The sequence below is a fragment of the Sphingobium sp. RSMS genome (assembly GCF_005406185.4).
In the GTDB taxonomy this organism is placed as follows: Bacteria; Pseudomonadota; Alphaproteobacteria; order Sphingomonadales; family Sphingomonadaceae; genus Sphingobium; species Sphingobium fuliginis.
The window spans coordinates 2,097,661-2,118,891 of the sequence record NZ_CM191257.1; the positions used below are offsets into that span (position 1 = coordinate 2,097,661).

General features: G+C 65.6%; 19 protein-coding genes. 8 read left to right on the forward strand and 11 right to left on the reverse strand.

What is annotated here, in order from left to right; all coding sequences use genetic code 11:
- Positions 1 to 13: 13 nt before the first annotated feature.
- The 4 genes from EGM87_RS10055 to EGM87_RS10070 form a co-directional block, all read right to left on the reverse strand.
- Positions 14 to 736: a M23 family metallopeptidase gene (locus EGM87_RS10055; RefSeq protein WP_170825562.1), complete on the reverse strand. Its 723-nt coding sequence runs from the start codon at positions 734 to 736 to the stop codon at positions 14 to 16.
- A 109-nt stretch (positions 737 to 845) separates the two neighbouring features.
- Positions 846 to 1,655 carry a ferritin-like domain-containing protein gene (locus tag EGM87_RS10060; protein WP_044660036.1) on the reverse strand — a complete coding sequence of 270 codons (810 nt, stop codon included), beginning with the start codon at positions 1,653 to 1,655 and terminating at the stop codon, positions 846 to 848.
- Complete coding sequence (gene bcp / locus EGM87_RS10065; RefSeq protein WP_044660037.1) at positions 1,652 to 2,113, reverse strand: thioredoxin-dependent thiol peroxidase; 462 nt, start codon at positions 2,111 to 2,113, stop codon at positions 1,652 to 1,654. The genes EGM87_RS10060 and bcp overlap by 4 nt, the downstream gene beginning before the upstream one ends.
- Positions 2,114 to 2,115: 2 nt before the next feature.
- The gene (locus tag EGM87_RS10070) at positions 2,116 to 4,803 is read right to left on the reverse strand and encodes a bifunctional [glutamine synthetase] adenylyltransferase/[glutamine synthetase]-adenylyl-L-tyrosine phosphorylase (protein ID WP_044660038.1); all 2,688 of its coding nucleotides are present in this window, start codon (positions 4,801 to 4,803) and stop codon (positions 2,116 to 2,118) included.
- Between the two features lie 82 nt (positions 4,804 to 4,885).
- Between EGM87_RS10070 and EGM87_RS10075 the strand changes: the two genes are divergently transcribed.
- Both EGM87_RS10075 and EGM87_RS10080 read left to right on the forward strand, forming a co-directional pair.
- Positions 4,886 to 5,077, forward strand: coding sequence for a hypothetical protein (locus tag EGM87_RS10075; protein ID WP_025549732.1), 192 nt, complete (start codon positions 4,886 to 4,888; stop codon positions 5,075 to 5,077).
- Between the two features lie 155 nt (positions 5,078 to 5,232).
- The gene (locus tag EGM87_RS10080; RefSeq protein WP_044660039.1) at positions 5,233 to 5,565 is read left to right on the forward strand and encodes a hypothetical protein; all 333 of its coding nucleotides are present in this window, start codon (positions 5,233 to 5,235) and stop codon (positions 5,563 to 5,565) included.
- A gap of 9 nt (positions 5,566 to 5,574) precedes the next feature.
- Here EGM87_RS10080 and ypfJ read toward each other — a convergent pair whose 3' ends face one another.
- Positions 5,575 to 6,444 carry a KPN_02809 family neutral zinc metallopeptidase gene (gene ypfJ, locus EGM87_RS10085; protein WP_044660040.1) on the reverse strand — a complete coding sequence of 290 codons (870 nt, stop codon included), beginning with the start codon at positions 6,442 to 6,444 and terminating at the stop codon, positions 5,575 to 5,577.
- A 158-nt stretch (positions 6,445 to 6,602) separates the two neighbouring features.
- On the opposite strand from ypfJ, the gene EGM87_RS10090 reads away from it, so the two are divergent.
- The 4 genes from EGM87_RS10090 (at position 6,603) to EGM87_RS10105 (ending at position 10,790) form a co-directional block, all read left to right on the forward strand.
- Complete coding sequence (locus EGM87_RS10090; protein ID WP_044662741.1) at positions 6,603 to 7,781, forward strand: patatin-like phospholipase family protein; 1,179 nt, start codon at positions 6,603 to 6,605, stop codon at positions 7,779 to 7,781.
- Positions 7,778 to 8,572 (forward strand): 3-hydroxybutyrate dehydrogenase, encoded by a 795-nt coding sequence (locus tag EGM87_RS10095; RefSeq protein ID WP_025549729.1) that lies wholly within the window; start codon positions 7,778 to 7,780, stop codon positions 8,570 to 8,572. Before EGM87_RS10090 ends, EGM87_RS10095 begins: the two co-directional genes overlap by 4 nt.
- A gap of 159 nt (positions 8,573 to 8,731) precedes the next feature.
- On the forward strand, positions 8,732 to 9,286 hold the full coding sequence (locus EGM87_RS10100) for a hypothetical protein (protein WP_044660041.1): 555 nt from the start codon (positions 8,732 to 8,734) through the stop codon (positions 9,284 to 9,286).
- Positions 9,287 to 9,428: 142 nt separating this feature from the next.
- Positions 9,429 to 10,790 (forward strand): amidohydrolase, encoded by a 1,362-nt coding sequence (locus EGM87_RS10105; protein WP_044660042.1) that lies wholly within the window; start codon positions 9,429 to 9,431, stop codon positions 10,788 to 10,790.
- 135 nt (positions 10,791 to 10,925) lie between these two features.
- On the opposite strand, the gene ftsH is transcribed toward EGM87_RS10105, so the two are convergent.
- The 6 genes from ftsH to ptsP form a co-directional block, all read right to left on the reverse strand.
- Positions 10,926 to 12,875, reverse strand: coding sequence for an ATP-dependent zinc metalloprotease FtsH (gene ftsH, locus EGM87_RS10110; RefSeq protein ID WP_025549726.1), 1,950 nt, complete (start codon positions 12,873 to 12,875; stop codon positions 10,926 to 10,928).
- 67 nt (positions 12,876 to 12,942) lie between these two features.
- Positions 12,943 to 13,134, reverse strand: a complete 192-nt coding sequence (locus tag EGM87_RS10115) for a hypothetical protein (RefSeq protein WP_025549725.1) — start codon at positions 13,132 to 13,134, stop codon at positions 12,943 to 12,945.
- Between the two features lie 128 nt (positions 13,135 to 13,262).
- The gene (gene tilS / locus EGM87_RS10120) at positions 13,263 to 14,207 is read right to left on the reverse strand and encodes a tRNA lysidine(34) synthetase TilS (RefSeq protein ID WP_044660043.1); all 945 of its coding nucleotides are present in this window, start codon (positions 14,205 to 14,207) and stop codon (positions 13,263 to 13,265) included.
- 7 nt (positions 14,208 to 14,214) lie between these two features.
- On the reverse strand, positions 14,215 to 15,126 hold the full coding sequence (locus EGM87_RS10125; RefSeq protein ID WP_044660044.1) for a tol-pal system YbgF family protein: 912 nt from the start codon (positions 15,124 to 15,126) through the stop codon (positions 14,215 to 14,217).
- Positions 15,127 to 15,226: 100 nt separating this feature from the next.
- Entirely contained in the window at positions 15,227 to 16,129 is a 903-nt protein-coding gene (locus EGM87_RS10130; RefSeq protein ID WP_044660045.1) for a helix-turn-helix domain-containing protein, read from the reverse strand.
- A gap of 102 nt (positions 16,130 to 16,231) precedes the next feature.
- A complete protein-coding gene (gene ptsP, locus EGM87_RS10135; RefSeq protein WP_137710340.1) occupies positions 16,232 to 18,508 on the reverse strand; it encodes a phosphoenolpyruvate--protein phosphotransferase in 2,277 nt (758 codons plus the stop codon).
- Positions 18,509 to 18,659: 151 nt separating this feature from the next.
- Between ptsP and EGM87_RS10140 the strand changes: the two genes are divergently transcribed.
- Both EGM87_RS10140 and EGM87_RS10145 read left to right on the forward strand, forming a co-directional pair.
- Positions 18,660 to 19,817 carry a pyridoxal phosphate-dependent aminotransferase gene (locus EGM87_RS10140; RefSeq protein ID WP_025549721.1) on the forward strand — a complete coding sequence of 386 codons (1,158 nt, stop codon included), beginning with the start codon at positions 18,660 to 18,662 and terminating at the stop codon, positions 19,815 to 19,817.
- Positions 19,818 to 19,941: 124 nt separating this feature from the next.
- Positions 19,942 to 21,111: a pyridoxal phosphate-dependent aminotransferase gene (locus EGM87_RS10145; protein ID WP_044660047.1), complete on the forward strand. Its 1,170-nt coding sequence runs from the start codon at positions 19,942 to 19,944 to the stop codon at positions 21,109 to 21,111.
- Positions 21,112 to 21,231: the final 120 nt, after the last annotated feature.

Below are 21,231 nucleotides of genomic sequence, written 5' to 3' on the forward strand. Positions count from 1 at the left end.
AAAAAAGTTCGGCTCAGTCCGCCGCCTTTTCCTGGGCCTTGGTCGGGCCGCCCATGGCGATCGGCGGCTTGGTGTTCATCGCCACCAGATAATCGGGTCCGGCCACGAAGGGGATCGGGTTGATCGCCTGGCCGTCGACGCGCACCTCATAATGCAGATGGCTGCCGGTGGAACGGCCGGTCGAACCCATCAGGCCGATCAATTGGCCGCGATGGACATAGCTGTTGGCGGCGACCAGCAGCTTCGACATGTGGCCGTAGCGCGTTTCCATGCCGCCGCCGTGAGAAATCTGGACCAGATTGCCGTAACCGCTGGCCCAGCCGGCGCGGCTGACGATGCCGTCGGCGGTCGCGTAGATCTTGGTGCCGGTCGGGCCAGGGATGTCGATGCCCTTGTGCATGCGGGCGCCGCCATTGAACGGGTCGGAGCGGACACCGAAATTGGAGGTCAGGGAGAGTTTCTCCACCGGACGCCCGGAGGGGATGTAGTTGCTCGACTTGGCCTGCCCGTCGAGCCGCTGAAGGCTGGAGAAGAGATTGGAGAAGCCGACATCGGCCGGGCCGAGCGTGCTGGTGTTGATTTCCGACGCATCGCCATAGGGATCGTCTTCATCTGCCTTGGCCTGAGCCGGGACTGCGGCGCAGAGCGCTCCCGCCATACCCAACGCTCCAGCGATTTTAAGTGCAGAACGGAACCATCGCGCAGCGCGCGCATTATCAGAATGAAGAACCAACATGCCGACCCCGACTCTCGACCGGAGGCTTTGCGCCTCTCGGCCTAATCCCCACGTTTCCAAAATGCGGCTGATGCCGCCACCCGCTGGAACAAAGAGGACATGTCCCGCCTTATTGTGCAAGCGGCGTGTAAAATTCCCGCGTTAAACCGGCTTGTCGGCGCGCCGAGTCGTTGAACGGAGGTTTCAACGCACCCCGAAAGTGGCGTTTCACAAGGATTTGGTAATGTTTTGCGGGGTTCACGCCCAGTCGTTTCGTCGCATGGCCGAACCATGTCGTCCCGGCGGAGACGTGGCGAATCTCATCTGTCATGATCCTCTGCAACATGCGCGCCGACATTTCATCGCCCGCTCCCCGGAAGCGGACGATGGTAGCCGGGGTGATGTCCAGCGCACGCGCTTCCAGCACCATCGGCACGATGGCAAGGCGGGCGAGCGCATCATGCGCCGTCTCGCTCGCGGCCTGCCATAGCCCGTCATGCGCCGGCAAAGCGCCGTAAAAGCTGCCGAACTGCCGCAGACGCCGGTCGAGCAGCGCGAAATGCATGGCTTCGTCGGCGCCCACCCGCATCCATTCACCGGTGAATTCCGGCGGGAATTCCGCCCCGAACCGCCCGATCAGGTCGAAGGCGAGATCGATGGCCACGAATTCGATATGGGCAAGCGCATGGAGCATCGCGATCCGCGCCCGTTCCGAACCGATCCTGCCGCGCTTGGGCATCTGGTTGGGCGGCAAAAGTTCGGGCTTTCCCGGGCGCGCCGGGCGATCCGGCATGGCGGCATCGAAGCGATGCGCCAGCCGCCCAAGCCGCCAGTTCCTTGCGACCGCCCGGGCCGCCATCAGCTTGGCCAACGGATCGGGGGTCAGCAGCACATGGGCGCAGGCCGCGCCGACGCTGTCGATGGAAACAGGAAGCGTCAAAGGCCTTGTCCGGCCTCCAGCACCTCGGCGGCATGGCCCTTGACCTTCACCTTGGGCCAGACGTGCAGGATCTTCCCGTCAGCCCCCACCAAAAAGGTCGCCCGCTCGATCCCCATATATTTGCGGCCGTAAAGCGACTTCTCGACCCAGGTGCCGAAAGCCTCGCACATCTCGCCCGGCTCGTCGGAGGCGAGCGTGACGGTCAGCCCGTATTTTTCGGCGAATTTCTTGAGCTTGGCGGACTTGTCCTTGGATATGCCGACCACCGGCACGCCCAATGCCGCGAAATCGGCGGCGAGCGCGGTGAAATCCTTGGCTTCGCTGGTGCAGCCGGGCGTGTCCGCCTTGGGATAGAAATAGACGACCAGGGGCTTGCCCCTGTAGCGCGCCAGGGTGAAATCCACCCCATCCGCATCCTTCAGCGTCACTTCAGGCACGGCGTCGCCCACATCCAGCATCGTCATTCCTCCTTGAAGGGCGCCGCCAGCGCCGCCCATGCGTCACCGACCCTTTGCCGGGCCTTACCGTAGCTTTCAAGCAGCGCGTCCCAGCTTTCGACCCCGCAGGCCCGCGCGACGAGAGGCCGGGTGGCTTGCGGAGGTTCGGTCGATTTCGGCGAAACGAGGCGGGAAACGACGAGAAAGCGGGTGATGAGATCATGGGCCGGGATCAATTCGCCCGGCAGGTGGCCGGCCGCCGCAAGCTGCTCCAGCGCGGCGCGCAGATCGGGGTCGAACGCCATATTGTGGCGGAACTGGGTGACGTGGATCAGGAATTCCAGGTCTACCAGCCCGCCCGGCACCAGCTTCACGTCCAGATCGCTCGCGGGCGGTTTGTGCCTCGCGATGTCCCCCCGCATCTTCACCGCATGGCGCGCCAGTTCATCGAAATCGCGCTGCCGCTCAAGCGTTTCCGTCAGGATCGCGCCCAGCGCCGCGCGCGCGGCATCGGAGCCGAAGACCGGGCGGGCGCGCGTGAGCGCGAGATGCTCCCAGGTCCACGCCTCCTCCCGCTGATAGCGGGCGAAGCTGTCCAGGCTGACCGCCAGCAGCCCTTGCGCGCCGGAGGGGCGAAGGCGCGTGTCCACCTCATATAACGGGCCTGCCGCGGTGTGCACCGACAGGGCATTGGTGATGCGCTGGCCAAGGCGGTTGAAATATTGCGTCGCGCCCAACGGCTTCGCGCCGTCGGATTCGGTTTCGAAGCTGCCGGTGAAGAGATAGACGAGGTCGAGGTCGGACGCATGGGTCAGCACTCCGCCGCCCAGCCGGCCCAGCGCCAGGATCACCATCTCGCCGCCGGGCACTTTTCCATGGGCGCGCTCGAACTCCGCGACGGTGGCGGCGCCCAACGCCTCGATGGCGGCTTCGGCCACGCGGGAATAGCCCCGGCCCGCCTCCAGCGGATCGCCGCCGCGAATGATCTGCGCGCCCAGAGCGAAGCGGCGGTCGTTCACGCGTTGGCGCACCCGGTCCAGCAGCGCCTGATAATCCTCCCCCTCCTCCAGCCGGGCGAACTGGTCGGCCAATATCTCCACAGGAGGCGGCGGATCGAAGGCGGAGGTGTCGATCAGCCCGTCGAGCAGTTCCGCCCGCCGCCCCAGCGCGTCGGCCAGCGTCGGCGCATGGCTCAGCAGTTCGGCCAGCAGTTCCACAAGGCCGGGTCGCGCCGCCAGCAGCTTGAAGAAGTTGATCGCGCTCGGCAGGCGGCCGACCAGATCGTCCAGCCGGTTGAGCGCCCGCGCCGGATCGGGCGCCGCGGCCAGCGTCCGCATCAGGCCCGGCAGCAATTGCTCCAGCGCCTCCCGCGACGCGCCGCTGCGCAATGCGCGGACCGTGCCCGATCGCCAGCGCGCGATCCGCGCCAGCGGCGTTTCCGGATCGGCAAAACCCAGTTCGGCAAGCTGCGCCTTCAGCCTCTCCTCGTCCAGCGACAGGGATTCATCGGGCGTCGCTGGGGTCAGCCGGTCGTAATTGCCGCCCACCCACTGCACATGCGGGCGCAGCAGGTCGAGCAGCGCTCCGCCATCCTCCAGCCCGTGCAGGCGCGCGACATTATCCAGCGCCTCGGCCGACCTGGGCAATTCATGGGTCTGGCGATCCTCCACCATCTGCAACCGGTGCTCGACGGTGCGGAAGAGGACATAGGCCTCGTCCAGCCTGGCGGCGACCTCCGCTTCGAACACGCCGGCGGCCGCCAAGGCACGCAAGGCTTCCCGCGTATTGCCCGACCGCAGGGAAGGATCGCGCCCGCCATGGATGAGCTGGTGCACCTGCGCGAAGAATTCGACTTCCCTTATGCCGCCACGCCCGCGCTTGAGGTCATAGCCCGGCCCGAACGCCTGACCCTGCGAATAATGGTCGCGGATTCGGCGGGAGATGTCCGTGATCGCATCGATGGCCCCGAAATCCAGACTGCGGCGCCAGACGAAGGGGCGGATCGCCTGCATGAAATAATCGCCCAGCGGCAGGTCGCCCGCCGCCGGTCGGGCCCGGATGAACGCCGCCTGCTCCCAGCCGAGCGCGGTCGATTCATAATAGCCGATCGCCGCCTCCACCGGCAGGGCGATGGGCGTCGCCTCCGGAGAGGGGCGCAGGCGAAGGTCGACGCGGAACACATAGCCGTCGCCGTCCCGGGCATTCAGCAGTTCGCTGACCCGCCGGCCAATGCGCACGGCCGCGTCCGCCGGGTCTTCCCGCTCGCCATGGGGCAGCGTCTTCGGGTCGTAGAGCAGGATCGGATCGATGTCCGACGAATAGTTCAGTTCCCGGCTGCCATGCTTGCCGAGCGCCAGCACCACGAAGCCCCGCTTCTCCGCGTCCGGATAACGCTCCGCCATGGCGGCGGCCAGCGCCTGCTCCAGCGCCTGGTCGGCAAAGTCCGACAGGGTGCGCGTGACCCGGTCCAGTCCCCAGACGCCCGCCAGATCGGCGGCTGCGGTCACCAAGGCCACCGCGCCACGCCTGCGCCTCAGCGACCGGGCAATGCCGTCATCGGGCGCCGCCACCTGCTGCGCGGCGGCCCAGGCCCCTTCGAAATCTCCGCTCTCCACCAGATCGGCAACATCCGGAAAGCGATCCAATTGCCGGGCCAGGAAAGGCGAATGCGCCCTGATCCTTGCCGCGACCGCCAAACGGTCCGTCACCATGAATCTCCCATAATGGAGCCGATATTGCGTGCCATTGCGACGAACACCAGAAACTTTTGCGCCGCTTGGCAGTTATCTTACCATGGAAATGCAACGAAAACCCCTCAGCCGGTCGGCCCGGATTCAGGATGGCGCGATCCGCCGCGTCCTGAATATCGGCGTTCCGCAACCCTATGAGGGCATCGGCAATGCGTTGCGTTCGACCTTCCGTGCGGGTAGCGGCGCTGTTCCGGACGACATGCTCGACCTGCTGGAGAAACTCGACCGGCATTAGTTTCCGTCGGATCGGCCCAGACCCACCGCGCTCCTGCGGAGGAGCGGGGCGTCGAGGGGACCGCCGCAGTCTAGGCTAGCCACCTTCACAAGGGGCGACAGCATTTTATTTACGATCCGCGCCTATGATGACGCGATCATGAATGGACGCGCCCCATGATCTACAAGGCCTTTGCCGCCGTGACCCTGATCGCGGCTCCGATCATCGTATTGACGGTGGAAAGCTTCGTTCCCCAATCCAGTCAGGCCGTGCCGTCCGCGGCGATTGTTCCGGCTTCAGCGCCCGTGGTGATGCCCGCCCAGGCCGCGCCGTCCCCAACGCCGCCCCAAGACAGCGGCGCCCAAGATCCGGGCGCTGCGGACTTCGGCCAGCCCATGCCCGAAGCCGGCAGACCCTTCCTCGCCCCGGGCGCAGGGCTGCCCGCTGCGCCCGTATCGAACCCGACGCCGGTCGAAGGCGTGCAGCCGTCCGACGAGGTGCCCGAATAAGGCCGGACCTCACATTCCCTTGAACGTGTCGCATTGCGCGGGATCGCCGCTGTCGAGTCCCTTGCGCAGCCAGGTCATTCGCTGTTCGCTGGTGCCGTGGGTGAAGCTTTCCGGCACGGGACGGCGGCCGGCCGCCTTTTGCAGCGTATCGTCGCCTATGGCTTGCGCCGCCTTCATCCCCTCCTCCAGATCGCCCGATTCCATGAGGCCGGTGCGCTTGGCCCAGACGCCCGCATAACAGTCCGCCTGCAATTCGACCCGCACCTGCAGCGCATTGCCCTGTTCCTCGCTGACGGCGCGCTGCCGCTGGTTCACCTCGCCCAAAGTCCCCTCCAGATCCTGCACATGATGGCCGACTTCATGCGCGATCACATAGGCTTGGGCGAAATCGCCGGGGGCGCCGAAGCGCTGGCGCAGTTCGGTGAAGAAGTCGGTGTCGAGATACACTTTGCGGTCATTGGGGCAATAAAAGGGGCCCATGGCGCTTTGCGCCGCGCCGCAGCCCGACACGCCGCTCTGGGAATAGAAGTAAAGGACCGTCGGCTGATATTGCCGGCCGGCCTGCTGGAAGAGCGGCCCCCAGACGCGCTCGGTCGATCCCAGCACCTTCAGGGACCAATGCTGTATATCGCTGAGTTTGGAGGTATCGCGGCTGACCTCGCTCCCCTGCGGCATCTGGCCGCCACCCCCCATCAGGCTCAGGGGATTGACGCCCATGACCGCCAGAATGATCAGCACCACGACGATCCCGCCGCAGCCGAAACGGCTGCCGATCAGCGGCAGCAGCAGGCCCAGACCGCCGCCCATCCCGCCGCCGAAGCCGCCGCGACCCTCCTGGATCTCGAAATTGGTGCTTTCCCGTTCGTCGTCGAGCCGCATCTCGTCCCTCTCTTTCCTTGCCCTGCCTATTCCATTCCGTCGCCGGTGGAAACGTCCCCGATGCAATGCGGGTTGCGGCGAGCGCACCGTCCCATGAAGAGAATGTAACGAGACATTCAGTTGGAATGCCGGAAGACTATTCTATATTGCGCTGCGACATGGCCGACACCGAATCCCAGCCGCGCAGGCGCGCCAATATGCCGCTTCCCCTCCCCCGCGAAGTCGCCCTGTTGCTGCAGGGCGGCGGAGCGCTCGGCTCCTTCCAGGCGGGCGTCTATCAGCGGCTGGACGAGTTGGGAATCGACGTCAGTTGGGTCGCGGGCATTTCGATCGGCGCGGTCAACGCCGCCATCATCGCCGGCAATCCGCCGCACAAGCGCCTCAGCCGGCTCAAGAAATTCTGGCTGACCGTCTCCGGCGGCATGCCCAATGTCGTCCTGCCGGAAATCGACCATATCCGCGAGGCCGCTCATCTGATGGCGGCGGGCACGGTCGCGACCTTCGGCGTGCCGGGCATGTTCCGCCCACGCCTCTGGCCCGCGCCGCTGATGCCGGAAGGGACGGCCGGCGCGATCAGCTTCTACGACAGTGCGCCGCTGAAGGACACGCTGGACGCCTGCATCGACTGGGACCTGCTGAATGACGGGCCGGTGCGGCTGTCGGTGGGCGCGGTGGATGTGGAAAGCGGCAATTTCGCTTATTGGGATACGCGCGGCCGGGGCGGCAACACCCGGATCGACGCGCGCCACATCATGGCGTCGGGCGCTCTGCCACCGGGCCTGCCGCCCATCGAGATCGACGGGCGCTGGTATTGGGATGGCGGCATCGTGTCCAACACCCCGCTCGCCCATGTGCTGGACCATCAGAGCGAGGATATGCTGGTGTTCCAGGTCGATCTGTTCCCCGCCGAAGGGCCGATGCCCCGGCAGATGACCGATGTCTATTCCCGGACCAAGGACATTCAATATTCCAGCCGCACCCGCCAGGTGACGGACCAGTATCTGCGGCTGCGCAAGGAGCATAAGGCGATCCGCGCCCTGCTCGACAAACTGCCGCCCGAATTGCAGGAGGACGCGGACGCACAGCGGCTGCGCCAGTTGCTGGACGTGGGTTCGGTCAACATCGTCCACCTCATCTACCGCAGCCGCGCGTGGGAAAGCGGAGCGCGCGACTTCGAATTTTCCCGCTCCACCATGCTCGACCACTGGGCGCAGGGCCGCGACGCGGTGGAGGAAGTGATGCACAAGGGCGACCTCATCGCCCGCAACATCGTCAACGGGAAAAGCTCCACCTTCGACCTCGACGCCCCCGACCATCTCAAGGAGAAGCAGGCATGAGCAGCCAATTCCTGTCCGGCAAGACCGCCCTCATCACCGGATCGACCTCCGGCATCGGCCTTGCCTATGCCAAGGCGCTGGCCGGGGAAGGCGCGAATGTCGTCATCAACGGCTTCGGAGATGCGGACGCGATCGAAAAGGAACGCGCCGGGCTGGAGGCGTTGAGCGGGGCGAAGGCGCTCTATAGCGGCCATGACCTCACCAGAACCGAGCAGATCGAGGCGATGATGAAGGAGGCGGCGGACGCATTCGGCGGCGTCGACATCCTCATCAACAATGCAGGGGTGCAGCATGTCGCGCCGGTCGAGGATTTCCCGGTCGACAAATGGAACCTCATCATCGCGCTCAACCTCAACAGCGCCTTCCACACGTCCCGTCTCGCCATTCCCTTCATGAAGGAGAAGAAATGGGGACGGATCATCCAGACGGCTTCGGCGCATTCGCTGACGGCCTCTCCCTATAAGAGCGCCTATGTGACGGCCAAGCATGGCCTTGCCGGTTTCACCAAGACGCTGGCGCTGGAGCTGGCGACCTTCGGCATCACGGCGAACTGCATTTCGCCCGGCTATGTGTGGACGCCGCTGGTGGAGAACCAGATTCCCGACACGATGAAGGCGCGCGGCATGACGCGGGAGCAGGTGATGAACGACGTGCTGCTGGCGGGGCAGCCGACCAAACAGTTCGTCACGGTCGATCAGGTGGCGTCCATGGCGCTTTATCTATGCAGCGATGCCGCCGCGAACATCACCGGCGCCAATATGAGCATCGACGGCGGCTGGACCGCGCAATAGCCATATCCATCCCGGTCATCGGCGCGCAATTCCTTAACATGGATTGTGTCATATTGGGGACAGCGGGAAGGATTTGTTTTCATTGAGGAAACCTGATGCGACCAGCGCAGGTTATCCCCTCCGACACGCCATGCGGCGAAATTGGAAAAGGGACTCCTCATGAAGAAATATCTCATTGCGGCCGCACTTGTTGCGGCGCTGCCTTCCGTCGCGTCCGCGCAGGAGGAAACGGCGCCCGACGGCACCCAGGCCTTCGGCGTCGAACCCTATGTCGGCATATTGGGCGGCTATCACACCTTTGACCGTGGCACCGAATTCGGCAGCGTGCCCGGCGAGACGATCATGAACGGCGCGATCATCAGCGGCGTCGCGGGCGTCAACGTGCCGCTCGGTCCCGTCTTCGTGGGCGTCGAGGGCAATGCCACCAAGGGTTTCAGCGACATCGACTGGGAATATGGGGTGAAGGGCCGCTTCGGCGCGCGGGCCGGTGAAAGCGGCATGATCTTCGCGTCGGCCGGCTATCAGTGGGTCAACGGCAAGGGCGGCTGGCCGGACCGCAAGGACTGGATGTACGGCCTGGGCGTCGAGGTCGGCCCGAAGGACATCGGTCTGGGCGGCGTCACGGGCAATAGCGGCATCCGCCTGCGCTTCCAGACCGAAACCTATGATTTCGACAGCTTCCGGCCCACGGCTGGCGTGATCTTCCACTTCTGATCCCTCCCATGGCATCGGCAGGAGCGCCCGTCGGCAACGGCGGGCGCTTTTGCTTTGGGGAAACAGGCTGGACATGCCGAAGCCCCTTAAAAGGCGCGGCAAATCCGCTTATGGTTGCTTCTTCCATCAGGGAGACCCATCGATGCGTCATGCGTTGACGGCCGTCATGGCCGCCGCCAGCCTTATCTCCATTGCCCATGCCCAGTCCCCTGGCGCGCCTGTGAATGGGGCGACGCCCGCGACGCCGGCCAATGCCATCGCAGCGACCATCGCGAAGGACATGGATGGGCTAATGACCCTCTATCGCGACCTGCATGCCAATCCCGAACTGTCCGAACAGGAAAGCGCCACCGCCGCCAAGCTCGCCCGGCGGTTGAAGGCGATGAAATTCACCGTCACCGAAAAGGTCGGTGGAACGGGCGTGGTCGCGGTACTGAAGAACGGCTCCGGCCCGGTGCTGCTGATCCGCGCGGACATGGACGGACTGCCGGTGACCGAGCAGACGGGGCTGGAATTCGCCTCCAGGGTGAAGGCCAAGACCGCCGACGGCGCCGAAACCGGCGTGATGCACGCCTGCGGCCATGACACGCACATGACCGCCTTCATCGAAACCGCGCGGCTGCTCTCCACGATGAAGGAGGAATGGAAGGGCACGCTGGTGATGATCCTTCAGCCGGCCGAGGAAGTGGGCCGTGGCGCGCGGCTGATGCTGGAGGATGGGCTCTACACCCGCTTCCCGCGCCCGACCCATGCCATCGCCTTCCACGACGCCGCCAATCTGGAAGCGGGGAAGATCGGCTATACGCCGGGCTTCGCGCTCGCCAATGTGGACAGCGTCGACCTTTTGGTGCGGGGCGTGGGCGGCCATGGCGCCTATCCGCAGACGACGCGCGACCCGATCGTGATCGGCGCGCGGATTGTGACCTCGCTGCAAACGCTGGTCAGCCGGGAACAGGACCCGTTCGACCCGGCCGTCGTCACCGTCGGCAGCTTCATGGGCGGCGCCAAGCATAATGTCATTCCCGACGACGCGAAGATGCTGCTCACCGTGCGCAGCTATTCCGATGAAACCCGGGAAAAGCTGATCCGGGGAATAGAACGCGTCGCCCGCGGGGAAGCCATTGCGGCGGGCGTGCCGGACGACAGGATGCCGGTGATCTCCGTAAAGGACGAATTCACGCCCTCCACCTACAATCCGCCCGCCTTCGCCAACCGGATGGCGGACGTGCTGAAGGCCCATTTCCCCGAGGGCACCGTCAGCGAAACCAGACCCTCCATGGCGGGAGAGGATTTCGGCCGCTATTACCGCGCCGACAAGAGCATCGAAAGCTTCATCTTCTGGGTCGGCGGCGTGCCGGCAGACCAGATGGCGAAGGCGAAGGCCGGTGAGGTCAGCCTGCCGTCGCTGCACAGCCCCTTCTGGGCGCCCCAAGCCGACAAGGTGATCGCCACCGCCAGCGAAGCCATGACGGTGCTGGCGATGCACATATTGAAGCGGGATTGAGGCTGAAGCCCCTCATTCCCCCTCCCGCAGGCGGGAGGGGGAATGTCTTGGCCTGGCCAAAAGCCACCCCGCCCCGCAACCCATGAAAAAGGGCGCCACCTCCCGGCAGCGCCCTTTCCCAATCCATAAACCCGGTCAGGCGCCCGCAGGCGACGGATCACCGAATGGCCCCTTGCGCCGGCGCGTCTTCGGGATCGAAGACCCGGCCGCCGGGATCGCGGACGGCTTGATCGTCGTGCCGTCATCACGGGTGATCTCGCCCTTGTCGAGCAGCGTCTTGATTTCCTCGCCGCTCAGCGTCTCATATTCGAGCATCGCATTGGCGAGCAGGTGAAGCTGGTCCTCATGACCCTTCAGGATTTCCTGCGCCCGCGCATAGCCCTGCTCGACCAGCCCGCGGATTTCCTTGTCGATCAGCTTGGCCGTCTCGTCCGACATATGGACACGCTGGCTTTGCGAATAACCGAGGAATGTCTCGCCCTGCTGCTCTTCATATTGCAGGGGGCCGAGCTTGTCGGACATGCCCCATTGCGTAACCATGTCACGCGCGAGCTTGGTGGCATATTGAATGTCGCCCGAAGCGCCCGACGATACCTTGTCATAGCCGAAGATGATCTCCTCGGCCACGCGGCCGCCCATGGCGACGGCCATGTTCGCGTGCATCTTGTCGCGGTGATAGCTGTAGCTGTCCCGCTCCGGCAGGCGCATCACCATGCCCAGCGCACGGCCACGCGGAATGATCGTCGCCTTGTGAATGGGGTCCGAGGCCGGTTCATGGACAGCGACGATGGCATGACCCGCCTCATGATAGGCGGTCATCTTCTTCTCATCGTCGGTCATCACCATGGAGCGGCGCTCGCTGCCCATCATGACCTTGTCCTTGGCCGCCTCGAACTCGTCCATGGCGACCAGACGCTTGCCGCGGCGGGCAGCCATCAAAGCCGCTTCGTTGACGAGGTTCGCCAGATCGGCGCCGGAGAAGCCCGGCGTGCCCCGCGCGATCGTGCGCGGATTGACGTCCGGCGCCAGCGGCACCTTCTTCATGTGCACGGCCAGAATCTTCTCGCGCCCCTCGATGTCGGGACGCGGCACCACGACCTGCCGGTCGAAACGGCCCGGACGCAACAGCGCGGGGTCCAGCACGTCGGGACGGTTGGTCGCCGCGACGATGATGATGCCCTCATTCGCCTCGAAGCCGTCCATCTCCACCAGAAGCTGGTTCAGCGTCTGCTCGCGCTCGTCATTGCCGTTGCCGAGGCCCGCGCCGCGATGGCGGCCGACCGCATCGATTTCGTCGATGAAGACGATGCAGGGCGCATTCTTCTTCGCCTGCTCGAACATGTCGCGGACGCGACTCGCGCCCACGCCGACGAACATCTCGACGAAATCCGAACCCGAAATGGTGAAGAAAGGCACGCCCGCCTCACCCGCGATGGCGCGGGCGAGCAGCGTCTTGCCTGTACCCGGCGAGCCGACCAGCAAGGCGCCCTTGGGAATCTTGCCGCCCAGCCGCGCGAACTTGCTCGGGTCCTTCAGGAACTCGACGATTTCCTGCAATTCCTCACGCGCTTCGTCGATGCCGGCGACGTCATCGAACGTCACCTTGCCGTGCTTTTCGGTCAGCAGCTTGGCCTTCGACTTGCCGAAGCCCATGGCCCCGCCCGCGCCGCCGCCCTTCTGCATCTGGCGCAGCACGAAGAAGGCGATGCCCAGAATCAGCAGGAACGGCAACGACTGGTAGATCAGGATCATCCAGAAGCTCGGCTGTTCCTCCGCCTGGCCGGAATATTTGACATTATAGTCGTCCAGCAGGCCGGTCAGGCCGGGGTCGTTCACCGGGACAGTGCTGAATTTCTGCCCGCTGCTCAGCGTGCCGGAAATCCGGTCGGTGGCGATGGCGACATCCTTGACCTGGCCTTCCTGCACCTTGGCGCGGAATTCGGAATAGGCGATGCCGGTCCCGGCGGTCGACGCCGTGCGGCTGTCGAACATGGAGACGAACAGCAGCAGGGCGACAATCACCCCCGCCCATATCATCGCGCTCTTGATCCAGGGATTACCCTGCGGGTCCTTCTCGTCGTTCATTCACCACTCTCTTTCACCCGGCAAGATAGGATGCCGCAGCAAAATCGCAAGCGCGCGCCTGCTAAGGTCAGCCGCCGATAAATTGCGACAGGGCGATATAGGCCAGGATTACCGCGACCCCCGCCGACAGACCGCAAAGCATATAGCCGGTATAGAGCAGCATCGGCGGATGGGGTCGCTCCATCCGGTGATTACGCTGCGCCGCCGAAAGAATGACGCTGGCCAGGAGGCCATAGGTCACCGCCGCAAATTCAAACATGAATCGAAAATTCCCACGCTCAACTGGCTTCATTAACCAACATAGGCGTTAAGGAAAGGTCATTGCGCCCGATCAAATCGACGGATTGTTCGACGGATGCGCCAAGCCGTGGAACCTTTCCGTAACGATCATTGCCAGCGTCGCTGGGGCGCCAGCGTCAGAGTCCAGCAGGCCCCGCCCTTCAGGATGAGGCGACCGATGCTCATCTTCTCGCCCCGGCGCGCCGCCGCGACCAGCCTGTCCACCGCTTCCCCGCGTGGCGGGGCGGCATCCGGCTGCAATCGCGCGATCATGCGGAGGATCAGGCGGCGCAACAATTCGCGGGGCAGGTCGGTCCGGTCCAGCGTCAGCCCGCCTCCACCCGCGTGCACATGGCGCGCTTCCAGATCGTCGACCGTCCAGTCCAGCGCCTCCTCCGCCTCGGCCAGAGCCGCCGCGCTGCGTCCCGCCGCCGCGGCGTCGATCCAGTCGACACCGGCCAGCGCCATGCGCAGGGCAGCCCGGTCGAAGCGCGCATCGCTGTTCGACGGATCGTCGACATGGGGCAGGCCGCGTTCCAGCGCAGAGGCGAGCAAGTCGGCCTTGCGCACGCCCAGCAGCGGGCGCAGCACCACGCCCTGCCGCGCCCGCACGCCGGCCAGCCCGCCCACGCCCGCGCCCCGGTTGAGCCGCATCAGCAGCGTTTCCAACTGATCGTCCGCATGATGCGCCGTCAGCAGCCAATCCAGCCCCCGCGCTGCCCGCCAGCCTTCCAGCAGCCTGTACCGTTGCGCTCTCGCCCAGCTCTGAACATTGCCCCGAACCGCGCCGGTGGGATGCAGGGTGGCATGCGCGATCCCGGCGCCTGCGCACCAGTCCGCCACCATCGCCGCCTCCGCTGCCGAAGCCTCGCGCAAGCCATGATCGACCGTGGCCGCCTCGACACGCCCTGGAAAGGCGCGCGCGGCGAGGTCGAGCAGCGCCATGCTGTCAGGCCCGCCGGAAACCGCCACGCCGAAACGAGCGCCGTCGGCATCCCCGACCAGCGCCATCATCGCCCGGCTCAGTTCCGCGACGGGATCGCCCTCGGCCATGGGGACTTCAGGCGGTGCACTTGGCCCTGGTCCGGCCCTTGTCCATCATGCCGCGCAGGCCGTTCGACAGGCTGGCGCCGTAGACCTGCTCCAGTTCCGCATAGACCTTGCAGGCGTCGGCGGGCTTTTTGAGCTGGATCAGCGCCTCGCCCAGATAGGCCAGGCTGTCGGCCGCACGGTCGCCCTTGGGCCGCTTCTGGTAATTTTCATAGAAGGCGACCGACGCCAGCGCCGGCTTGCCGTCGTCCAGATAGGCGCGGCCCAGCAGGTTCGCCGCCTTGCTGGCGACGGGACTGGCGCCATATTTATCCACGGTCGCCTTCAGCTGCGCCTGCGCCTCCGGATAGAATTTCGCGTCCCACAGGCGGAAGCCATAGGTGTAGGCGTCGTCGGCCTCATTACCCGTCGAGGGCCGCTCGATCGCGGCGACGGCGGTCTTTCGTTCCTCGCTCGCACCATTGGCGGCCGGGCGCGGCGCACCTGGCCGCGCCGATGCGGTGGTGGAGGCCGGAGCGGCCGAGGCGGAGGGGCCGACCGCCGGCGGCACGACCGCGGGCGCGGCACGGCTTTCCTGTTCCGCCTTGTAGCGGTTGAACGCCTCTTCCAACTGCTTCAGCTTGAAGCTGTTTTCCTCCACCTGCCCGGTGATCGAGGCCAGTTGCGATTCCAGCGCATTCACCCGCGCCGTCAAATCCGCCACCGGCGTGGAGGCAGGCGATCCCGGCACCACGGCCGGCGCGGCGGGACGCGTGATCTCCGCCTCCAGCGGCGCGCCGGCCGGGAACACCTTGCGCTGGACCGCGCGCATTTCCTTTTCCAGACGGTCGACCCGAACATCGACGCTGACATTCTGGGCCGCGAGCGGCGGCGCGAGCGCGATGAGCGCCAGTGCAGCCGTCGCGAAAAAAGCGTTACGCATGGATGATCCCCGACTTATATCCGGTGTTAACCATAGGGCGATAATCCGCCCGGTAAAGCGCGACTTTGCGCCAAATTCCGCTGAATCGCCCCTGAACGGATCAGTCGGCCGCAGCGGGCGCAGGTGCGGCGGGCACCGGGGCGGCCGGACCCGTGGGAACCGGGGCCGTGGAGGCCGGAGCCGCCTGCCCCTGACCCTGACCCTGCGCCGCGGCAGGCGCCGCCCGCGCCAGCAGCGCCTCCGCATTGACCGGCACATCGGCGATGGTCCGGTCCGGCGGCCCCAGCGGCGCAATCGGCTTGCCGCCGACCGTCACGGTCAGCGCCTGCGGCCGGCCTGTCAGGATCATCGGATTGCGGGCATTGGCGGGAAGGGTGAAGCTTTCCCCCTTCTTCATAAGCCCGTCCTTCAGCCTCTCTCCCGCCTCGTCATAAATGCGCAGCCAGACATCGTCATTGGCGGTGAACAGCACGGTCTGCACCACCGGCGCCGCCGGGCGCGCGCCTGCTGCCGGCTTCGCGGTCGCGGGCGCGGGGGCACTTTGCTGCGCGGCGATCTCCTCGCCTGTCGGCGGCGTCATCACCTGCGTGCGCCAGACGGCGAAGCCGGCGACCAGGATCACGACGATTGCCGCCGCCGTCCAGGCCAGGGCCCGCGATGGAACCCGCGCCGGATCGGCCGGTTCGAACGCCTCATAGCGGTTGCTGCCAAGGTCGGAATTATGCACCGCGTTGCGCACGTCGGCGGCGATCGCCACCTCGTCCACATCGATGGCGCGGGCATAGGCGCGGGCAAAGCCCACCGCATAGGGAATGCCGGGCAGGGCGGCATAATCGTCGCGCTCTATCGCCTCCAACTGCCGCTGGGCGATGCGCGTCCGCGTGGCGACATCCTGTATCGACAGTCCTTGCGCCTCCCGCGCGGCGCGCAGGCGCGCGCCCGGAGTATTGGGCTGCCGTTCCGGCGCCGCGACGCCGGGTTCCAGTTCAGGTTCTTCTGCCATGCTGCTCCGCGACTTTTGAAGGCTGGCCTTGTCTCATTGCGGGACGGGGATTGTCAACGCCGCGCCGCCCCGGAAAGGCGGGATGCATCGCCGCGATCCCCATTAATTCAATTCAATAGCATGTTCGCCGGCCCAGTCGACCAGCGCCGAACGAATATCCGTCACGCCCTTGTCCAGCAGATCGCGCATGAACCGGCGCAGTTCCGCAGCATCGATGGTCCGGATCATCGCCTTCACCGGGCCGACCGATGCCGGGGTGATCGACAGGCGCCGCACGCCAAGGCCGATCAGCGCCATCGCTTCCAGCGTGCGCCCGCCCATTTCGCCGCAGACGCCGACCGGCACCTCATAGGTTTCACAGGCGCGCACCACGCGGTCCAGGAAGCGCAATATCGCGATGCTCAGCCAGTCGTAGCGCTCCGCCAGGCGCGGATGCGCGCGGTCGGCGGCGAACAGGAACTGCGTCAGGTCGTTGGTGCCGATGGAGAGGAAATCGAGCCTGGGCAGCAGGAGGTCCAGCCCCTCCGCCAGCGCGGGCACCTCCAGCATCGCGCCATAGCGCACCGCGACCGGCAGCTTCTTCTTCTGCGCCACCAGCCATTCGCGCTGATGTTCGACGAGCGCCTTCGCCTGCTCATATTCCCAGGGCTCCGACACCATCGGGAACATGACGTGCAGCACCTTGCCCGCCGCCGCCTCCAGCAGCGCGCGGGCCTGCGCCTTCATCAGGCCGTCTCGGTCCAGCGCCAGCCGCAAGGCGCGCCAGCCCATGGCCGGATTGTCCTCCAGCTCCTCCTCATCGTCGCGGGACATGTAGGGCAACGCCTTGTCGCCGCCGATGTCGACAGTGCGGAAGATCACCGGCCGGTCGCCCGCGGCATCAAGGACGTCTCGATAAAGCCGCTGCTGCTTTTCCCGCTGCGGCAAAGTGGCGGAGACGAGGAACTGGAATTCGGTGCGGAAGAGCCCGATGCCGTCCGCCCCCACGATGTCCAGCGCCTGCGCATCCTCCCGCAGGCCCGCATTCACCATCAGTTCGATCCGCTGCCCGTCCACCGTGACGGACGGCAGGTCGCGCATCGCCGCGAATTCCGCGCGGCGCTTCTGCGTCACATGCAGCTTGTTCTCGAACGCCTCCTCCATGTCGGGCGTCGGACGGATCAGCAGATTGTTGTCGGCGACGTCCATCAGGATCAGGTCGCCTTCGTTCACCTGATGGCGGATGTCGCGCACCCGGCCCAGCACCGGCACGCCCATGGCGCGCGCGACGATGGTCACATGGGCCGTCAGCGACCCTTCCTCCAGGATCACGCCCTTCAACCGCCGCCGGTCATATTCCAGCAGTTCCGCCGGTCCCAGGTTGCGCGCGATGAGGATGGCGTCCTGCCGCAATCCGAGTTGCGCCGCCGTCCCGAGCTGCCCCGACACGATGCGCAGCAGCCGGTTCGCCATATCCTCCAGATCGTGCATCCGGTCCTGGAGCAGCGGATCGTCGATCTGGCGCATGCGCATGCGGGTGCGCTGCTGCACGCGCTCTATGGCCGCCTCGGCGGTCAGGCCGCTGTCGATCGCCTCGTTGATCCGCCTGATCCATCCTTCGTCATAGGCGAACATCTTGTAGGTTTCGAGCACCTCCTGATGCTCGCCCTCGGTGCCGAACTCGGCCGTGCCGGTCATGCGGTCGATCTGTTCGCGCATCTTGGTGAAGGCGGAAATGACGCGGGCCCGCTCCGCCTCCGTATCCTCGGCCACGGTATGTTCGATATGGACGCGCGGCTGGTGGAACACGGCATGGCCCCGCGCCATGCCCATCACCAGTTGCAGCCCGTGCAGCACCGAGGAACCGGTATCCTGCACCCGGCTGTCCAGCGGACCGTCATCGGCCAGTTCGGCATTGGCGATCAGTTCGGACAACACCATCGCCACGGTCTGCAGCGCCTCGATCTCGATCTCTTCATAACGGCGCGGCTCCACATGCTGCACGCACAGGACGCCGATCGCTCGCTCCCGCCGCACGATCGGCACGCCCGCGAAACTGTGGAACAGCTCCTCGCCCGTTTCGGGCCGATAGCTATAGTCGGGATGCGACGCCGCCTCGTCCAGGTTCAGCGTCTCGACATTGGTGGCGATCATGCCGACCAGCCCTTCGCCCATCGCCATGCGGGTGACGTGGACGGCCTCCTGCTTCAAGCCCCGCGTCGCGAACAGTTCCAGCAGCCCTTCGCGCACCAGATAGATGGAGCAGACCTCGCTCGACAGCGATTCCCCGATGATCTCCACCACCTTGTTCAGCTTCGCCTGCGCGCTGGTGCGCGCGGCCATGACTTCCTGCAGGCGAATGAGGATCTGGCGGGCGGCGGCGGCGGGCGTGCTGGGCATGTGCCAAGCGCTAACAGATCGCGCGTCCGCTTTCCAAGGCGAATATGCGCGGTTCCAGCGGATTTTCCGTCTATGGATATGGCGGAAATGGACGAGGCTTTCGTTTACAGCCTTAAAATCTCGAAAGTCAGCGAGTCAGGGAGACGAGCATATGGCAGAAATCGATACTAAAGCCTTCGAACAGGATCTGATCGACCGCGGCTATTCCCGCCGCCAGATGGGCAAGGTCGCGGCCCTGCTGGGCGCGGGCGCGGCCGCCCTGCGCGTCACCGGCGCCATGGCGCAGCAGGCGGCGAAGCCGGTGGAAGGCGCGGTGCGCATCGGCGCCAATGAATGCTGGACCGGCCCCTTCCCCGTCGCCGCCGAAGCCGCGTTCAAGCTGGTGCAGGAAGGCAATCGCTACGAACCGAATGACGAACATGCGAAGCTGTTCGCCGCCGTCGCCGCCGTGGAGGGCATCCCGGCCGACCGCATCACCGCCTGGCCGGGCTCCAGCGATCCGCTGAGCCGCGTCGCCGTCGCCTATGCATCGCCCACGCGCGGCATCGTCACCGGCAACCCTGCCTATGAGGCGATCTGGCGCACCGGCGACTGGCTGGGCGCGAAGGTGACGAAGGTGCCGCTCACCAAGGATTATGCCCATGACGTGAAGGCGATGCTGGCGGCCGATCCCAATGCGGGTGTCTATTATATCTGCTCGCCCAACAATCCGACCGGCACGATGACCCCGCTGGCCGACATCCAGTGGCTGGCCGACAACAAGCCGAAGGACGCGATCCTGGTCGTCGACGAAGCCTATATCCACTGGTTCGATGGTCCGAACGCCGCGAAGATGGCGGCCAGCCGCGACGACGTGCTGATCCTGCGCACCTTCTCCAAGCTGTTCGGCATGGCGGGCATGCGGCTGGGTCTCACCTTCGCCAGCCCCGCGATCATGGAAAAGATGATGCGCTATGACGGCGGGCAGGTGACCGCGATGCTGCCGATGACCGCCGTCGCCTGCGGGACCGTGTCGGTGGCGCAGGCCGACCTCATCAAGGCCCGCCGCGCGGAAATGGTCGCCAATCGCGAAATGGCCATCGCCCACCTCAGGAAGAAGGGGATCAAGGTCATCCCCGGCAGCCAGGCCAATATGTTCATGGTCGACTGGGGAAAGCCGGCCAAGGCCATGCAGGCCGCCATCCTTGCGGAAAAGGTGCAGATCGGGCGCAACTGGCCGATCTGGCCCAATGTGTCGCGCGTCTCGGTCGGCTCGGCCGATGAGATGAAGGCCTTCTGCGATGCCATCGACAAGGTTTGGAAAGCCTGATCCAGGTTAACGGCTCATAAAATTTCAGGAATCCGGAGGCGGCGCATTGTGGAAATGCGCCGCCTCCTTCGTTTCCCCCGGTGGAATATGCGCAGTTGATGGAACAACTAGGGGAACAGACGACATGACCATGATGTTGGAAAAGGACGCCCGCGAAGACCTGCTCGACCGGGGCTATTCCCGCCGCACGATCGGCAAGATTTCCGCTCTGATGGCGGCCGGGGCGGCTGCCGGCAACCTGTTGATCCAGCCCGCCCTCGCGCAGCAGCAGGCGGCGCGCGGGGTGAAGGGCGCGGTGCGCATCGGCGCCAACGAATGCTGGACCGGCCCGTTCGAACCGGGCGTTCAGGCCGCGGCCAGGGCCGCCGCCGTCGGCAACTGGTACGATCCCGACAATTACAAGGGCGACCTGATCGCCACCATCGCCAAGGTGGAGGGGATTCCGGAATCGCACATCATGCTGTGGCCGGGTTCGGGCGGGCCGCTGGTCAGCACGGTCGCGGCCTTCTGTTCGCCCACCAAGGGCCTCGTCACCGCCGATCCGACCTTCGAATCCGCCTGGCGCACCGCCGATTATCTGAAGGCCCCTATCGCCAAGGCCCCCCAGGCCATTGGCAAGGGGCACGATGTCAAGGCGATGCTGGCCGCCAATCCCAATGCCGGGCTCTATTATATCTGCACGCCCAACAATCCGACCGGCACCATCACGCCGCTGGCCGACATCGAATGGCTGCTGGCGAACAAGCCCAAGGATTCGTTCCTGCTGGTCGACGAAGCCTATATCCACTGGTTCGACGGCCCGAACGCCGCGAAGCTGGTGGCGGGTCGCAAGGACCTGATCGTCATGCGCACCTTCTCCAAGCTGTTCGGCATGGCGGGCGTGCGCCTCGGCCTGACCTTCGCGGACCCCGAAGTGCAGAAGCGCATCAGCCTGTTCGGCCCGACGGCGGGCGGTCTGTCGATCACCGCCATGGCCTGCGGCAATGCGGTCTATCCCGAAGCCGGCCTCATCAAGGCACGCCGCGCGGAAATGATCGCGAACCGCGAGGAAACCATCGCCTGGCTCACCAAGAAGGGCATAGAGGTGCACCCCGGCAGCGAGGCCAATATGTTCATGGTCGACTGGAAGACCAAGCCGGCCAAGGAGATGCAGGCCGCCCTGATCGCCACGCCGGAAAAGGTGCAGATCGGGCGCAACTGGCCGATCTGGCCCACAGTCTCGCGTGTGACCGTGGGTTCGGCCGACGACATGGCGAAGTTCCGCGCCGCCGTGGACAAGGTGTACAAGGCCTGATTTCCTTCCCTAGGGGTCGCAGAAAGGGCGTCCGGTATATCCGGGCACCCTTCTTTCCATCCTGGGGCAATCCAAGGCATTTCCCTCCCGTAGTCGGGAGGGGGATGTCCGCTCTGCGGC

Bases quoted from the DNA above. Each gene is read 5' to 3' on its own strand.
- EGM87_RS10055 (WP_170825562.1), bottom strand. From the start codon at position 736: ATGTTGGTTCTTCATTCTGATAATGCGCGCGCTGCGCGATGGTTCCGT.
- bcp (WP_044660037.1), bottom strand. From the start codon at position 2,113: ATGCTGGATGTGGGCGACGCCGTGCCTGAAGTGACGCTGAAGGATGCG.
- EGM87_RS10070 (WP_044660038.1), bottom strand. From the start codon at position 4,803: ATGGTGACGGACCGTTTGGCGGTCGCGGCAAGGATCAGGGCGCATTCG.
- EGM87_RS10075 (WP_025549732.1), top strand. From the start codon at position 4,886: ATGGAAATGCAACGAAAACCCCTCAGCCGGTCGGCCCGGATTCAGGAT.
- EGM87_RS10080 (WP_044660039.1), top strand. From the start codon at position 5,233: ATGATCTACAAGGCCTTTGCCGCCGTGACCCTGATCGCGGCTCCGATC.
- ypfJ (WP_044660040.1), bottom strand. From the start codon at position 6,444: ATGCGGCTCGACGACGAACGGGAAAGCACCAATTTCGAGATCCAGGAG.
- EGM87_RS10090 (WP_044662741.1), top strand. From the start codon at position 6,603: ATGGCCGACACCGAATCCCAGCCGCGCAGGCGCGCCAATATGCCGCTT.
- EGM87_RS10095 (WP_025549729.1), top strand. From the start codon at position 7,778: ATGAGCAGCCAATTCCTGTCCGGCAAGACCGCCCTCATCACCGGATCG.
- EGM87_RS10100 (WP_044660041.1), top strand. From the start codon at position 8,732: ATGAAGAAATATCTCATTGCGGCCGCACTTGTTGCGGCGCTGCCTTCC.
- EGM87_RS10105 (WP_044660042.1), top strand. From the start codon at position 9,429: ATGCGTCATGCGTTGACGGCCGTCATGGCCGCCGCCAGCCTTATCTCC.
- ftsH (WP_025549726.1), bottom strand. From the start codon at position 12,875: ATGAACGACGAGAAGGACCCGCAGGGTAATCCCTGGATCAAGAGCGCG.
- EGM87_RS10115 (WP_025549725.1), bottom strand. From the start codon at position 13,134: ATGTTTGAATTTGCGGCGGTGACCTATGGCCTCCTGGCCAGCGTCATT.
- tilS (WP_044660043.1), bottom strand. From the start codon at position 14,207: ATGGCCGAGGGCGATCCCGTCGCGGAACTGAGCCGGGCGATGATGGCG.
- EGM87_RS10125 (WP_044660044.1), bottom strand. From the start codon at position 15,126: ATGCGTAACGCTTTTTTCGCGACGGCTGCACTGGCGCTCATCGCGCTC.
- EGM87_RS10130 (WP_044660045.1), bottom strand. From the start codon at position 16,129: ATGGCAGAAGAACCTGAACTGGAACCCGGCGTCGCGGCGCCGGAACGG.
- ptsP (WP_137710340.1), bottom strand. From the start codon at position 18,508: ATGCCCAGCACGCCCGCCGCCGCCGCCCGCCAGATCCTCATTCGCCTG.
- EGM87_RS10140 (WP_025549721.1), top strand. From the start codon at position 18,660: ATGGCAGAAATCGATACTAAAGCCTTCGAACAGGATCTGATCGACCGC.
- EGM87_RS10145 (WP_044660047.1), top strand. From the start codon at position 19,942: ATGACCATGATGTTGGAAAAGGACGCCCGCGAAGACCTGCTCGACCGG.